The organism is Vreelandella zhaodongensis (genome assembly GCF_013415115.1).
GTDB classification, from domain to species: Bacteria; Pseudomonadota; Gammaproteobacteria; order Pseudomonadales; family Halomonadaceae; genus Vreelandella; species Vreelandella zhaodongensis.
Genome location: NZ_JACCDD010000009.1, coordinates 81114 through 95742, shown reverse-complemented (window position 1 = coordinate 95742; position 14629 = coordinate 81114). Strand labels below are relative to the sequence as shown.

Below are 14629 nucleotides of genomic sequence, written 5' to 3'. Positions count from 1 at the left end.
AGTCTCTAAATAGCCAGTATCAGGATGGTAATAAATACATGGAAGTGAAGTCGCCTGTTGAGATGCTCTCTGCGCTTAAGTTATCCACACGTCGCTGGCGTCGGGCGTTGGTTGCCAGTGTGGCAAGTGCTGCGCTGTGCGCAAGCTCGGCGGTATTCGCTGACTTTAGCCGTTTAGGCCAGCTACAGAATAAGGGGTTTTCAATCAGCGCTGAAGCGCGTTTACTTGATACCGACAGTAATGCGTTGCTAGGTAGTCTGAACCCCGAGCGTCAGCTGTCACCTGCCTCCGTCACGAAGGCCTATTTGTCAGCAGCGGCACTCAGTCATTTTGGCCCCCAACACCGTTTTACCAGTCAGTTAGTGAGCACGGGTAGTGTCGAAAATGGTGTGTTGCACGGTGACCTGATATTTGAAGGTGGTGGCGACCCAGGGCTGACCACTGAAGATCTTTGGCGACTGGTACAGCGCCTGCAGTTAGCGGGTGTGCGTGAAGTAGATGGCGCGTTAGTCGTTAGCCAGTGGCGTTTTGGCCCTGTGGAGTGCATTACCACGGATCGCTGTAACGCACGCACTCGGGTAACCAATGCCTATAGTGCGCCGCTTACCTCCGCAGGCGTCAATTTTGGTAGCTGGTGCGCGAATATAGCACCTGCGGCTGTTGCGGGTGAGCCAGCCCGTGTGGGGTTATGCGATAGCCAGGCGCCGTTAATTACGATTGATAACCAAGTCATCACGCGTCCTGCCAATAGTGGTACGGAAATTAGTGTAGCGCGGATTACCGATGAGCGCGGCGATGTCATGCGTTTGACGGGACAAATTTCAACCAATGCGACGGCACGTGATGTTTACCGCGGTGCGGGAGATGCAGCAGAAAAAACCGCCCAGGTATTGCTGAGTATGCTGAACCAGGCCGGTGTTGCCGTGCGTGACCCGTGGCGAGTCAGCTCAACACGTCCCAGCGGTGCTCAGCGTTTAGCGGCAGTGGATAGTAAACCACTGCAAGAGCTGCTGCAGCGAACTATGCATTACTCCAATAACTATATGGCTGATGTGTTGGCACTGAATCTGGTGGAGACGCCTCAAGCACAGTTGCGTCAAGCGGGACAAGCAATAGAAGCTTACGCGGAAAGCTTGCCAGGACACGGGCCGCTGACACTAACCAGCGGTAGTGGGCTGACGACGGATAATCGTACTTCGGCCCACGGTGTCAATGTGATGTTGGAAGATATGTATTACCAGAGCGCGCTCTTTCCAAGCTTCGTGGCTACCTTTCAATCGCCGGCCAATGGCGTAATGCGATTTATTCGCCGTGGGTCGTCGACATTTCAGAATCACGTCATGCTGAAAACCGGTACGCTGAATCAGCCCTTTGCCGTTCGCGCCGTGGGGGGGTATTTCCGCACAGCCCAAGGCCGCTGGGGCGTCTTTAGTGTATTAGTGAACGGCAGTGGCAGCACGCCCTACCTAAGCTGGGCTGAGGTGCTCGACCCGCTATCGCTGGATTTAGATGCGATGATATTGGCTAACTAATATTAATTTTACCGTCGAGGCAACGGGTATGAAGCCAGGCCATACAGGGTTAACCCATTTACGGCACTCCACGCGCTATTCCTGGAAAGGGCTTAAGGCCGCTTTCAGAAATGAAGCCGCGTTTCGTCAAGAAGTTGGCATTACCGTCGTACTACTGCCACTTGCCTGGTGGATTGGCGATGGTCCCATTAGCTGGCTGCTGCTGGTTGGCAGTCTGTTTCTGGTACTGATTGTAGAACTGCTTAATAGCGCCATTGAGAACGTAGTCGACCGTATTGGAACCGAACATCACGAGCTCTCAGGGCGTGCTAAGGATATTGGCTCGGCGGCGGTTATGCTGTCGCTGATCATGGCCGGTTTAACCTGGGGGCTGCTCGGCTGGCAAAAATTGATTGGCTAACTTGCTTTATTCAGCCAACACAGCGGTTAGCCTCATTAATAAACATAATAGACGCTTGGCAGAGAGGTGGTTATGCAGTTAGACGACGCGTTTTTACCCCAAAGTGTGCTGCCTGCAGCGCTTAAGTCCACTGCGCAGCACGCTTGGCAGCGGTTAAGTGAAGCACTTAGTCAAGCAGATAATATTGCTTCAATGACCAAGCAGCCGCTGCCTTCTAGCAGTTGGGAGGCACTTTCCGGCGCGCGTCGTGAAGCGTTAGCCAGCGTCGTGACCATCTCAAGTTTTGCACTCGATACCTTAGCGCACTTCCCACACTGGCTGATTGATTTAGATGTGGCTGGTGAACTGGATGCTACTCCCAGCAAAGAAAAGCAGGCGAGCTGGTTAGATGACGCGCTGGAAAATGCCGATGATGAAGCGGCAATGCATCGCGCTATCCGCCGTTTTCGTCGTGCCCGCATGCTGGGGATTGTATGGCGCGACCTTAATCGTCCTGATGGCTACACCATGTGGGACACTGCTCAGGCTGTCTCCTGGCTAGCAGAGATCTGTACCGAAGCCGCGCTAAGCTGGCTTGAGCGTTTTTATGCGCCACGTTGGGGGCTACCAGCACCGCGTGCTGACGGCTCGGATCAGCGGCTTGTCGTTTTGGGCATGGGTAAGCTCGGCGCAGGGGAACTCAACCTCTCATCAGATATCGACCTGATCTTCGCTTTCCCTGAAAAAGGCGAGACCGAAGGAGGACGCAAACCACTTGAGCATCAGGAGTACTTCACAAAGCTCGGTCAAAAGTTGATTGCGGCACTCGATGCGATGACGGCTGATGGTTTCGTATTTCGAGTCGATATGCGTCTACGCCCGCTTGGCGACGGCGGCCCTCTTGTGGGCAACTTCTCGATGCTCTCCAGCTACTACCAAGACCAGGGCCGAGAGTGGGAGCGCTATGCCATGTTGAAAGCGCGCCCCGTGGCAGGAGATCTTGAGGCTGGTCAGGAACTACTGGCAAGCCTAAGGCCGTTTGTGTATCGCCGTTACCTGGATTTTGGCGCGATTGAGTCGCTGCGTGAGTTAAAGGCGATGATCAATCGTGAAGTAAAGCGTAAGGGGATGCAGAGCAACATCAAGTTGGGGCCTGGGGGAATACGGGAAGTCGAGTTCGTGGTGCAGGCGTTTCAGCTGATTCGCGGTGGTCGTGATACGGAGCTCCAGGTAACGTCGTTAAAGACCGCGCTGAATCGGTTGCCCGAGCTGGGCTTGCTGCCCCAGGCCGTTGTCGATGAGTTGTTGCCGGATTACGCGTTCCTGCGTGACGTTGAGCACGCCATTCAGGCACTCGAAGACCGGCAAACCCAAACGCTGCCAGTGGATGATGAAGATCGTGAGCGTGTCGCCTATGCCATGGGGCATGAAGATTGGCCTGGTTTAATGGCGCAACTGGATGAAGTGCGCGAGCGTGTTCGTCAGCACTTTGATGCGGTGATCGCGGATCCTGAAGACGACACTGATGCAGAGAGTCGTGACGACAACCTTGGCGTGTCGCAATGGCGGTTACTGTGGCGCGGCGAGCTAGAGCAGGAAGAGGCCGTAGCACTGCTTGCTGATGCCGGTTTTCTGGAGCCGGAGAAAGTGCTTAAACGGCTGCATGGCCTTTACCATTCCCGCCAAGTGCAAAGCATGCAGCGCATTGGCTTTGAGCGGCTGGATGCACTGATGCCGCTACTGCTAAACGCCATCGCTGAGAGCGAGCTACCAGATACGGCGTTGTCGAGAGTGCAGCCGCTCATTGAGTCAGTGCTAAGGCGTACCGCCTACCTTGCCCTGCTGCGAGAAAACCCCCAGGCTCTCGAACACTTGATGCGATTGTGTTCAGAGAGTCCTTGGATTGCCGAGCAGCTAGCACGCTACCCCATTCTGCTCGATGAGTTGTTAACTCCAGATACGCTGTATACCCCCGCTGACAAGTCACGTTTGGCAGATGAGCTACGCCAAACGTTAAACCGTTTGCCGGAAGATGATGATGAGGCACAGCTAGAAGCATTACGTGTGTTCAAGCATGCACAAATGCTCCATGTTGCTGCATCGGATATCGCAGGAACACGTCATCTGATGAAAGTAAGCGATTACTTAACGTATATCGCTGAAGTGATTCTGGATGCGGTGCTGGTAATGGCCTGGAAGCACATCACGCGTAAACATGGCGTGCCAGAAGGGTTGAATGCGCGGGAGCCAGCCTTTCTGATTGTAGGGTACGGCAAGCTGGGGGGCATTGAGCTGGGGTATGGCTCTGATTTGGACTTGGTGTTTCTCCACGATAGTGATGGGAAAGGCACTACTGATGGTGCTAGACCAATCGATACGCCGGTATTTTTTACCCGACTAGGCCAGCGCATTATTCACCTTCTAACAGCGATAACACCGGCGGGCAGCCTCTATGAGGTTGATATGCGACTGCGTCCTTCGGGCAATGCCGGATTGTTGGTCACCTCCTTGGACGCCTTTGCTGAGTATCAACGCCAAAATGCCTGGACTTGGGAGCACCAGGCGCTAGTGCGGGCGCGTGTTGTGGCTGGTCACTCGTCATTAGCGGAGAAGTTCGATGTTATCCGTGGTGATGTATTGCAATGTAAACGCGACCTAAAGGCCTTGCAGGATGATGTGGTCAGCATGCGTCATAAAATGCGTGATCATCTTGGTTCAAAAGGTCAGGGTTCAAAAGGCCAGGGCTCAAAAGGACAGCCAGGTAATGCTGAAGGGGAGGTGTTTAGCCTGAAGCATGATGCGGGTGGCATGGTGGATATCGAATTTTTATGCCAATACGCTGTGTTAGCGTTTGCCCATCAGACTCCCGCACTGATTACCTACAGCGATAATATCCGCATTCTGGAAACCCTAGCGGCGAGTGGTCATGTCACTCAAGAAGAGGCGGATCAGTTGAGAGACGCTTATCTTGCCTATCGAAGCCGCTCTCACCGTGCTGCGTTAACGGGTGAAAATACAACCGTGGATGCTCAGGCGTTCAACTCCCATCGTGAGGTGGTGATAGCACTTTGGCAACATTTACTTAAACCATGATTGGCGAGGTAAGTGTTTTTAAGTAGCATCGAAAGGGAAGATAGCCTGATAACAAAAAGGACACGATTCCCTATGCCAGCGACGACTTATCAGCGCGCCTACCGTTTGGCGGACGCATGACGGGTCATATTCTTGCCACCTTGTTGCCCGTGTTCTTGATTACTGGCTGCGGAGCCGCCTACGGGCGTTACCGCAGTCCAGATATCCGAAGTTTGAACACTCTCAATATGGAGCTGTTTGTTCCACTGCTTGTCTTCGCAGTGTTGGCCGATCGTCAAGCACCCTTGGCGGATTACGCTTGGCTTGCAACCGCAGCGGTGGCAGTGGTGCTTGGGTCTGGTCTTGTGCTTTGGCCGGTCGCTAAGTGGCTGTCACTGGACACCAAAGTGTTCCTGCCGCCAATGATGTTTAATAACTCCGGCAATATGGGCGTGCCGTTATTAGTGCTCGCTTTTGGTCCGGAGGCGCTACCAGCAGCGGTAGTCGTGTTTATTGTCGAGATGCTGCTGCACTTCTCGGTGGGGCTGTATATGTTAGACCCACGCACCTCGTTATGGCGATTGTTACGCATGCCAATTGTGGCAGCTAGCCTTGCAGGGCTGGCGCTTAACGTAGGAGGCGTGCCGTTGCCCAGCTGGTTACTTGAAGCGATGCATATGCTTGGTGGTATCTGTATTCCACTGATGCTTTTCGCGCTGGGCGTTCGGTTACTGGAAATCGACTTTAGCGACTGGCGTACAGGGGTATTGGGCGCTGTGCTTTGTCCGCTTTCAGGCTTGGTAATTGCACTTCCATTAATGTGGCTTCTGCCATTAAATCCATTACAAATGGCCGTACTGCTAGTTTTTTCTGTGTTACCGCCTGCGGTGCTGAATTACCTTGTAGCAGAACAATATAAGTTGGCACCGCAAAAAGTTGCTTCGCTGGTGCTGATCGGCAACTTGGGTAGCCTTGTGGTAATGCCACTCGCACTGGCGGCGGCGTTTACTTGGATACGGATGCCGTCCTAGCGACGGCTGCTTTTTGAAAAGTGGTGAGCAATGGCTGGGAAAAATGACTAAGAGCGTCGGGGATCGTCTTTAACTTCGTAACTACCTTCCAATGCGTCCTGTTGGCTCGTAGATGGGCCGCTTCCAGCGTAACCACTGCCTATGTCCTGAGCATGGTCAGCGCGCATCTGCTCCATGCGCTTTTTCATTTTATGGCGTACAAATGGCATCATCGCCCAGCCAATTAATAAGAAAAATAGCCCAAGCACGACGCCAACAATCATCAGTGCGCCAAATGCCAACCATGTTAGTAACAGTTTTAAACTGCCCACCAAGCCATTGGGCTGGGTCTGGGCGGCACGAGCACGCCACTGGTTGGCAGCTTGCCAAGCGGCATTGCGTTGATCGCGATTCATTTGCGGCATGAAAGCCTCCATCGTTCATATGCAGCTCATTTGAACCCAGCATGGGTAGCAAGTTCCAGGCTGGGGTTAACATTTCTTCATTTGAGTGGCGACGACATTTTATAGGTTTGTGTTAGGTTAATGCCCCTGTCGGTAAAGGCTTGGTACCGCATCAATATTTCCATAATGCCAGCACTTATCGACACATTTCATACTATCGCCCACAGTGCTCATCTAACAGGATGGTTATATGGCAAATCATGGTGGCAAGTCGGTATTTGTCGCATCTGCGATCATTATATTCGGCTTGGTTATTATTGGCGCAATGTTTCCAGAAGGCTTTGGTAATGCCGCTCAGGCGGCGCTCACGTCAGTAACTGAGCTGTTCGGCTGGTTTTATTTATTTTCGGTGTTCGGCTTCGTCGTCTTTCTCGTTGGTCTAGCACTGAGTAAGTACGGCAAAGTAAGGCTGGGTCCGCAAGACAGCACACCCAGTTACAGTTTTTTTTCCTGGATTAGTATGCTGCTAGCGGCTGGCTTTGGTGTCGGGCTGGTGTTCTATGGCATGGCAGAGCCAATGACTCACTATATCAGCCCACCTTATGGCGATGTTCCCGCTGAAACACAGGCTGCCGCACGCTATGCGATCCAGTACAGCTACTTTAATTGGGGTATTCATCAGTGGGCCGCGTTTTCAGTGGTGGGTTTGATAATCGCCTACTTTCAGTTTCGCAAAGGCCAGGCTGGACTGGTGTCTTCCGTGCTCTCTTCGGTAACAGCCAAGCATCCCCGTGTGCGGCCTTATGCGTCGTGGCTAGATATCTTTGCCGTGGTTGCCACCGTCATGGGTGTGGCCACCTCGCTTGGTTTAGGTGTGCTGCAAATGAACGGTGGCCTTAATGCGGTATTTGGGCTGCCAGAAAATGGACTTTGGCAATTTATTATTTTATTTGTCATGTTTTGCGCTTACATGGCATCGACCTGGTCAGGACTTGATAAAGGAATCAAACGGTTATCTAACCTGAATATGATTTTGTGCATTGGCTTAATGCTGTATGTGTTAATAACAGGTCCTACTATTGCTATTTTAGAGACCATTACCCTGGGTATTGGCGATTATCTGCAAAACTTTATTGGCATGAGTCTACGTATTTCACCCTATAGCGATAATGAATGGGCGAGCAGCTGGACTATTTTCTACTGGGCATGGGTCATTGCTTGGTCACCCTTTGTCGGTACCTTTGTGGCGCGTGTTTCCCGTGGCCGTACCATTAAGGAGTATGTCTTTGGTGTGCTGTTTGTCCCTCCTTTGTTAGCGTGTTTGTGGATTGGTGTGTTTGGTGGAGCGGCACTGCATATGGAAATGTCGGGCAGCGACGTTGGCTTGGCTGCTGCCACTCAAGCCAATATTACCGTGGCGTTGTTCGAGATGTTCGAGCTGATGCCCTTTACGGGCGTGTTGTCTGTTGTGGCAATGATGCTTATTTTTATTTTCTTGGTGACCTCAGCGGACTCTGCGTCATACATTGTGGCGCAAATGACAGATAATGGGTCTATCAACCCACCGCTTTATAAGCGCATCATTTGGGGCGTATTGATCGCTGCCATTTGCCTCACGTTAATTATGGCGGGCGGCCTTTCTGGCCTGCAGTCAGCGGCAGTACTCTCAGCACTACCGTTTACCTTTATTTTGTATATGATGATTGTAGTGTTGGTGCGTGAGCTGCGAGCAGACCGCAAAGCGATGCTGACACAGCTATACCGTCGCCACGGAGAAACGCCTGTTGGTGCTGATGCGTTCGAGGCAGAGCAGTTGGGTGAAGAGGAGCGCCTGCGTCGTGCCCCAAGCGTGGTGAATCGCCGTATTAAATAGCTAACACGATGTTGATAAAGGAAGCACTCATGGGAGCAAGCGTGCTTATGACACGTCATGGACGTCACGGCGCAACGAGAAAACAGCCGAAAGGGGGGGCGTTTGACCGTTGGTTAGACCGCGTAGTGACGGTAGCGGTGATTACGGCCTTAGTGGTTGGTATATCGGCCGTTCTGGCACACTGGTTGCTATGAGATTTACCACTTAGCATCCATCTTTGTTAGACACGCCCGGCTATGCCGGGCGTTCGCTTTTACATGGGTTGCCCCTGCGTGTTATGTAGCCGTATATCATCCTGTCTGTGCTATTGAGTCGTTACACTATTTGCTCTGTTTTCCAACCGTGTTGATGAGCCCACTTTTTTCCAGAGAGAGCCTGCATGTTGCCTGCGAATTCGGCCAAGGATGAAACCACCCACGCATCGCGTCGCGAGATATTCGGTTGGGCAATGTTTGATTTTGCCAATCAAGCTTACACTTTGCTCATTATTACCGTGGTATTCGGCGAGCTGTTTACCACCGTGATTGTGGGAGATCGAGGCGATGGGTTTCGCCTAGCCAATTTTTTATGGAGTTTAGCGCTGGCGTTAAGCTATTTGATGGTGGTGATAACAGCCCCCTTGTGCGGTGCCGTCATGGACTATCGGGCAGAAAAGAAGCGCTTCTTATTTATTAGTTACCTCGCCACCGTGGCAACTACTGCCATGCTCTACTTTGTCGAGCCTGGTTATGTTGTTGTGGGGTTGCTGTTAATTGTGTTGTCTAACTACGCCTACTCCATGGGAGAGTCGTTTATTGCGGCTTTTTTACCTGAGCTCGGGCCGCCGAGTTCATTGGGCAAAATTTCTGGTTTTGGTTGGGCGTTAGGCTATATCGGTGGGCTATTTGCGGCTGGTTTTACTCTAGTTGTGCTAGGGGAGGCCACCGTAGAAAACTTTGAGCGCATACGCTGGGTAGGGCCTTTTGCCGCCGGCTTTTTTTTAGTGGCGGCCTTACCGACGTTCTTTTGGCTTAAAGAGCGCGGTGTGCCGCAACCCCGTGGTGTTTCCTACTATCGCATTGCGCTAGAGCGTGTCCAGGTAACTTTTAACGAGTTGCGCCACTTTAAAGATTTAACTGTCTTTTTAGCGTCGCTGTTATTTTCGATGGCGGGTGTCTACATCATTATTGCGTTTGCCTTTATTTACGGTGCCCAAGTCATCGGTTGGGAGGAAAGTGTACGTAATATCATGTTTATCATCGTTCAGATAACGGCAGCAGTTGGCGCGCTCGGGTTTGGCTTCCTGCAAGATAAGCTGGGTGCCAAGCGGACTTATCAAATGACCTTGGCGCTTTGGGTACTCGCTATCTTATCAATATGGGTCACGCCTGAGCTAACGGGTTGGGTTAACAGCCGTTTTGCATTGGAATGGGAAGCGCAATATGTCTTTTTAGTGGTGGGTTGTTTAGCTGGGCTCAGTTTAGGTTCTAGCCAGTCAGCTAGCAGGGCGCTTGTGGGTGTCTTTTCGCCCTTGAAAAAGTCTGCTGAGTTTTTCGGGTTTTGGGGACTGGCTAATAAGCTGGCAGGCGTGTTTGGTATTGTCATGCTTGGCGTGTTGCAAACGCTGGTTGGCCTGCAAGCGTCTATTCTTTTGTGTGCCGCGTTATTTATTATCGCTATGCTGATATGTGCGGGTGTTAATGAACAGCGAGGCCGCGATGCCGCCTTGGCTTGGAACAGTAATGTATAAGCCCGCCGAGGAGAGGCAAATCTCCAGGAGGTGATGCATGAAAACGCACTCTATACAGCGTGGCGGTATCGTCATGATGCTTCTCTTCTGGGTGCTTCTATTGGCGGCGGGGACGTGGTTGTTGGACGGTGGGTTTAAAAAGATCATCACACCCAACGCTCACGTGGCATATGCCACGCTTGATGATGGGCCCGTCACGTTAAAACGCAACCGTGCTGGTCATTTTAAAGCCCCTGGGCAGATCAATGGGCAGCCAGTGATGTTTTTGCTAGATACCGGAGCCACTTATATAGCAGTGCCCAGCCGCTTAGCGGATGAGCTTGGGCTAGTGGCGGGGCGGCGAGCATGGTTCAATACTGCTAATGGTCGCGTAGAAGGGGCATTGACGCAGCTTGATGAAGTGATCTTAGGCGGTATCCGAGTAAGTGATGTACAAGGTTCCATAAGCCCAGGAATGGAAAACGATATCGTACTGCTTGGCATGAGTTTTCTTAATTTATTGACGATTGAAATACGCAGTGGAGAAATGACGCTAAGCTTGCCTGTGGAGTGAATGTAGCTTGTATGCTTGGCAACGATATGCTTAGCTTAAAGCGCATGGAGTCTCACCCATCTAGGAGTGGATATGGGTATTGAAGTAGGTGGATTACTCGGTCTGATTTGGCTCATTATTGTTGTATGGGCAATCGTCAAAGTCGCAAAAAGCTCAGCGGGCGGTTTGGCAAAATTACTCTGGATACTAGTGCTACTATTTTTCCCGCTGCTTGGGTTAATTGTGTGGTTCTTGCTAGGCCCCAAAGGCTAGTGGTAGTAGCATGATTTTGATAGTAAAAAGGCAGGCCACACCGGCCTGCCTTTTTAGTAATCGAGTTACTTTAGCCAGCAGCTAAGTCACTTTGGAAACTAAGTTAGTTTAGAAAATGGTTTTTCAGTCACCTAGCGTAAGCATTAACCAAGACTCGATGTTGCCTAACAAATTTAGGGCTATGTCATTCACGTGGCGGCGCTTTGTAGTGCCCTGGTATGGTTAGCTTTTCTCCGTTAGGGAGATCGCGCACTTGGGTAGGCACGTACACACGTTTAATCACGCTCTTAGCTTTACTGTTTTCCATTACATACTTCTCCTGCCTGATTGTCGACAGTTGGCGAATTAACATTAGCGCTTGGTGACAGAAGAATCAAGGTGGTTAGTTGTCCAACTAGGCATATATAAGTGTGGGCAATAAAGGAAGGGGCAGGCGTTTGGATGGTTTTAAGGTATCCTGGAAGGAATCACAACCTGCTTTTTTATAAGGGTGAGCGGGTGCAAAGACAAACTGCCTAAGCGGAGTGAATATAAAGGATGGTAGATCACTTGGAACAGCAATTTCAGGCGCTTGGCGCGCAAGACTCCGCGACACCTAGTTATCCTGATCAGGACCATGTACTGATTATCGAAGATGACCAGCGTTTAGCAGAGCTTACCCGCGAATACCTTGAAGCGAACGGCTTTCAGGTTACGCTGGAAGCGGATGGTGCAAAAGGGGTGGATCGCATCTTAACCCTTCAGCCAGACTTGGTCATTCTGGATTTGATGCTGCCGGGCGAAGACGGTTTGGCTATTTGCCGCCGCGTACGGCCAAACTTTGCAGGGCCCATTATGATGCTAACGGCCCGCGCAGATGATCTTGACCAAGTACTGGGCCTGGAGATGGGGGCGGATGACTATGTGCCAAAACCGGTACAGCCACGGGTGCTGCTAGCGCGTATGCGAGCCCTGCTGCGTCGCGCGGATGCCCCAGCGCCTGGTGGCGAAATGCGCCTGCGCTTCGACAATATAGAGATTGATAATGCAACGCGCGAAGCATGGCTTTCTGGAGAACGCATCGATCTCACCAGCGCGGAATTTGATCTGCTTTGGTTATTGGCGAGTAACGCGGGGAGAGTGCTGACGCGTGAAGAAATTTTTAACGAGCTGCGCGGTATCAAATACGATGGGCAAGACCGCTCCATCGACGTGCGCGTTTCGCGTATTCGTCCCAAGGTAGGCGATGACCCCAATCAGCCACATCGTATTAAAACAGTGCGCAGCAAGGGTTATCTTTTTGTCAAAGATAGCTAGTCGAACGATTAGAGGGAGTCTGTATGCGACGAGTGTTGGGCCACGGTTCGTTTTTAAGATTTTATCTGCTGCTGGGCCTGGCACTTTGCGTCATATTTTTTATTGCCTTGGTAGGGCGCTCCTTTATTGAACAGGTGCGCCGGGAAGACTACCGCGAACAGCTTGCTGCACTTCCCATGTCGTTGATGACACAGCAGCTTGCTGCGTTACCCGAAACGGAGTGGGAACCGACCATTGCCCACTTTTCTGACCAGCTAAACATGCAGCTTTCTCTGCAGCGTATTGATGAGGCTGGGCTTAGCTACTTTGAGCGAACTCGGGTAGAGCGTGGCTCCGTTTTAGTGGCGGCTTCTCCTTGGCGACTGCGTCAACGACTGCCTGATGATGAGTGGATGCTGAAAGCCTCTTTATCCACCTGGAGTGAGCAACAGTGGCAAGGCAGTATGGTACTACTGGGTGAGTGGCTAGGTAGCATGCCCCATGAAGCGCGGGCAGAGGCCATGACCTCGCTAGCCTCAGGCAGTTGGCCGCTTACGTTGCGCTCTTCTCCGCCTGTGGATCTCACGCCAGGTCAACAGGCCCAGCTTGCCTCAGGGGATGTTCTTATCCGTTTGGTGTCAGATCAGCTTTCACTAATGCTGATTTATAAGGTGCCGGGTGAAAACCAGTGGTTACAGGCTGGCCCGACGTCCCGTGGTGATACGTTACCGATCAATTTGCACTTGCCCTTACTCGTTGGGCTAATGGTGGTGCTAAGCCTGATCATTTACTTGATTATGCGGAGTATCGAAGCGCGTATGGCACGCTTGGAGTTAGCCGCTACAAGGATTGCCAGTGGGCGTCTGGAGACTCGTGTGAAGGTAGAAAGCGGTGACTTTTTAGGCCGCTTAGGCATGGCATTTAATGGTATGGCGAATCAAGTGCAGAGCTTATTGAGAGGGCAGCAAGAGATGATTCGCGCTGTTTCCCATGAGCTACGAACGCCGGTGGCTAGGATACGGTTTGCCGTGCAGATGGTAGAAGACATGACCGATAAACCCGCCATTCGGCGTCAGCTTCAGGGTATCGATGCGGATATTACAGAGCTGGACGAGTTGGTTGACGAGATTCTCACCTACGCGCGCCTGGGGGGTGAGTCAATGAATGGTGTCGAACTGGAAATGGCATTAGTTGAGTGTCGCGCCATGGCTGAACGCGTCATTGATACCTTGTCACCGCTGCACCAGGAGTTGCAGTTAACGCTAGAAGCTGGCGCAGAGGTAGAGCTGTTTGCTGAACCACGCTACTTGCAGCGCGCATTGCAGAACTTAGTGAGTAATGCTTGCCGTTATGGCAAATCCCAGGTGGTCATTCGCCTGTGGGATGAGCCCCACTTGGTACGCATTGACATTGAAGATGACGGGCCGGGAATTCCACCTGAAGCGCGCAGCGATATATTTAAGCCGTTTGCCCGTCTTGATGGTAGTCGTGCCCGTAGCTCCGGCGGCTATGGGCTTGGCCTTTCCATTGTGCAAAAAATTATGGCAGGCCACGGTGGGAGCGTTACTGTTGATACCAGTCCCACACTAGGTGGCGCGCGTTTTACGCTGCTGATTCCTCGTCGCGAGTTACCGGCTTAATGCCGGACAGCACCGCAAATGATGTCTCTTTCGCGGTGCGCAGAAAGTCCTGCATCCAAGGCGCTTCTATATTTTCCTCTCGAATGGCGGCGTAAAGCGTACTCCAAATACCTTTCTCCCCCAGTTTTACAGCGCTAACGTAGTCCCGTTCCAGGTACTCGGTGAGCGCCCAGTTGGGTAGGGCGCAGACGCCTCTCCCGCTGGCAACAAGCTGCATCATCATGATGGTCAGTTCCGCAGTGCGAATCTCTTTCGGGCGTACATTGGCTGGGCCTAAAAACTGAGTGAAAACATCCAACCGTGAATGCTCTACCGGGTAAGTGATGAGTGTTTCATTGGCCAGCGCTTGGGGCTCGATAAACCCTTGGCTGGCAAAGGTATGTTGACGAGCAACCGCAAGCAACCCTTCGTACCGGAATAGCGGCGCGTAGTGAACGCCTTCTAGCGGCTGAGGGTCAGCGGTAATGACCAAATCCAGCTGTTCTCTGGCAAGTGCAGGTAGCGGATCGAAGTGATGGCCACTGGGAATGTCAATTTCCACTTCTGGCCAGTGATCGCGAAAATAGTCCACCGTTGGCATCAGCCACTGAAAACAGCTGTGGCACTCAATGGCCATATGTAAACGGCCCTGCTCGGTGCCCGCCAAGCGTGCTAAGTCCCGCTCTGCCTTGCGTACCTCGGGCAAGATCTCGTCAGCAAGGGCTAATAGCCGGAGCCCCGCGCGGGTGAATTCGACAGGGCGCGTTTTGCGTACAAACAGTGCGCTGTCTACGCGGCTTTCCAGGTCTTTCAGTTGGTGAGAAAGTGCTGACTGCGTCAAGTGAACCCGCTCGGCCGCTTCCACCAGAGAGCCGGTTTCCCGAAGGGCGAGTAGCGTACGCAAGTGACGTAATTCAATCATTGTGAATTT

The 14629-nt window shown here is 52.1% G+C and carries 14 protein-coding genes; 11 read left to right on the top strand and 3 right to left on the bottom strand.

What is annotated here, in order from left to right:
- The first annotated feature begins 38 nt into the window (after positions 1–38).
- The 4 genes from dacB to HZS79_RS15290 all read left to right on the top strand — a co-directional run bounded on the left by dacB (position 39) and on the right by HZS79_RS15290 (position 6014).
- Positions 39–1532, top strand: coding sequence for a D-alanyl-D-alanine carboxypeptidase/D-alanyl-D-alanine endopeptidase (gene dacB / locus HZS79_RS15305; RefSeq protein WP_238401460.1), 1494 nt, complete (start codon positions 39–41; stop codon positions 1530–1532).
- A 28-nt stretch (positions 1533–1560) separates the two neighbouring features.
- On the top strand, positions 1561–1932 hold the full coding sequence (locus HZS79_RS15300) for a diacylglycerol kinase (RefSeq protein ID WP_162218975.1): 372 nt from the start codon (positions 1561–1563) through the stop codon (positions 1930–1932).
- A gap of 72 nt (positions 1933–2004) precedes the next feature.
- Complete coding sequence (gene glnE / locus HZS79_RS15295; protein WP_179928302.1) at positions 2005–5004, top strand: bifunctional [glutamate--ammonia ligase]-adenylyl-L-tyrosine phosphorylase/[glutamate--ammonia-ligase] adenylyltransferase; 3000 nt, start codon at positions 2005–2007, stop codon at positions 5002–5004.
- A gap of 116 nt (positions 5005–5120) precedes the next feature.
- Positions 5121–6014: an AEC family transporter gene (locus HZS79_RS15290; protein ID WP_162218973.1), complete on the top strand. Its 894-nt coding sequence runs from the start codon at positions 5121–5123 to the stop codon at positions 6012–6014.
- A 47-nt stretch (positions 6015–6061) separates the two neighbouring features.
- Here HZS79_RS15290 and HZS79_RS15285 read toward each other — a convergent pair whose 3' ends face one another.
- A complete protein-coding gene (locus HZS79_RS15285) occupies positions 6062–6418 on the bottom strand; it encodes a hypothetical protein (RefSeq protein ID WP_162218972.1) in 357 nt (118 codons plus the stop codon).
- Between the two features lie 229 nt (positions 6419–6647).
- Between HZS79_RS15285 and HZS79_RS15280 the strand changes: the two genes are divergently transcribed.
- The 5 genes from HZS79_RS15280 to HZS79_RS15260 all read left to right on the top strand — a co-directional run bounded on the left by HZS79_RS15280 (position 6648) and on the right by HZS79_RS15260 (position 10804).
- Positions 6648–8270, top strand: coding sequence for a BCCT family transporter (locus HZS79_RS15280; RefSeq protein WP_162218971.1), 1623 nt, complete (start codon positions 6648–6650; stop codon positions 8268–8270).
- 29 nt (positions 8271–8299) lie between these two features.
- Positions 8300–8464, top strand: coding sequence for a hypothetical protein (locus tag HZS79_RS15275; RefSeq protein WP_179928275.1), 165 nt, complete (start codon positions 8300–8302; stop codon positions 8462–8464).
- A gap of 185 nt (positions 8465–8649) precedes the next feature.
- The gene (locus HZS79_RS15270; RefSeq protein ID WP_179928301.1) at positions 8650–9999 is read left to right on the top strand and encodes an MFS transporter; all 1350 of its coding nucleotides are present in this window, start codon (positions 8650–8652) and stop codon (positions 9997–9999) included.
- 37 nt (positions 10000–10036) lie between these two features.
- Complete coding sequence (locus HZS79_RS15265) at positions 10037–10552, top strand: retropepsin-like aspartic protease family protein (RefSeq protein WP_179928300.1); 516 nt, start codon at positions 10037–10039, stop codon at positions 10550–10552.
- 72 nt (positions 10553–10624) lie between these two features.
- Positions 10625–10804, top strand: coding sequence for a PLDc N-terminal domain-containing protein (locus HZS79_RS15260; protein ID WP_162218968.1), 180 nt, complete (start codon positions 10625–10627; stop codon positions 10802–10804).
- 184 nt (positions 10805–10988) lie between these two features.
- Here the strand turns inward: HZS79_RS15260 and HZS79_RS16920 are convergent, their stop codons facing one another.
- Positions 10989–11111, bottom strand: coding sequence for a hypothetical protein (locus tag HZS79_RS16920; RefSeq protein ID WP_274380168.1), 123 nt, complete (start codon positions 11109–11111; stop codon positions 10989–10991).
- 230 nt (positions 11112–11341) lie between these two features.
- On the opposite strand from HZS79_RS16920, the gene HZS79_RS15255 reads away from it, so the two are divergent.
- On the top strand, positions 11342–12100 hold the full coding sequence (locus tag HZS79_RS15255; RefSeq protein ID WP_162218967.1) for a winged helix-turn-helix domain-containing protein: 759 nt from the start codon (positions 11342–11344) through the stop codon (positions 12098–12100).
- 23 nt (positions 12101–12123) lie between these two features.
- On the top strand, positions 12124–13719 hold the full coding sequence (locus HZS79_RS15250; RefSeq protein WP_162218966.1) for an ATP-binding protein: 1596 nt from the start codon (positions 12124–12126) through the stop codon (positions 13717–13719).
- On the opposite strand, the gene HZS79_RS15245 is transcribed toward HZS79_RS15250, so the two are convergent.
- Positions 13682–14620, bottom strand: a complete 939-nt coding sequence (locus tag HZS79_RS15245) for a LysR family transcriptional regulator (protein ID WP_162218965.1) — start codon at positions 14618–14620, stop codon at positions 13682–13684. The two genes, HZS79_RS15250 and HZS79_RS15245, sit on opposite strands and share 38 nt — an antisense overlap.
- Positions 14621–14629 lie beyond the last annotated feature (9 nt).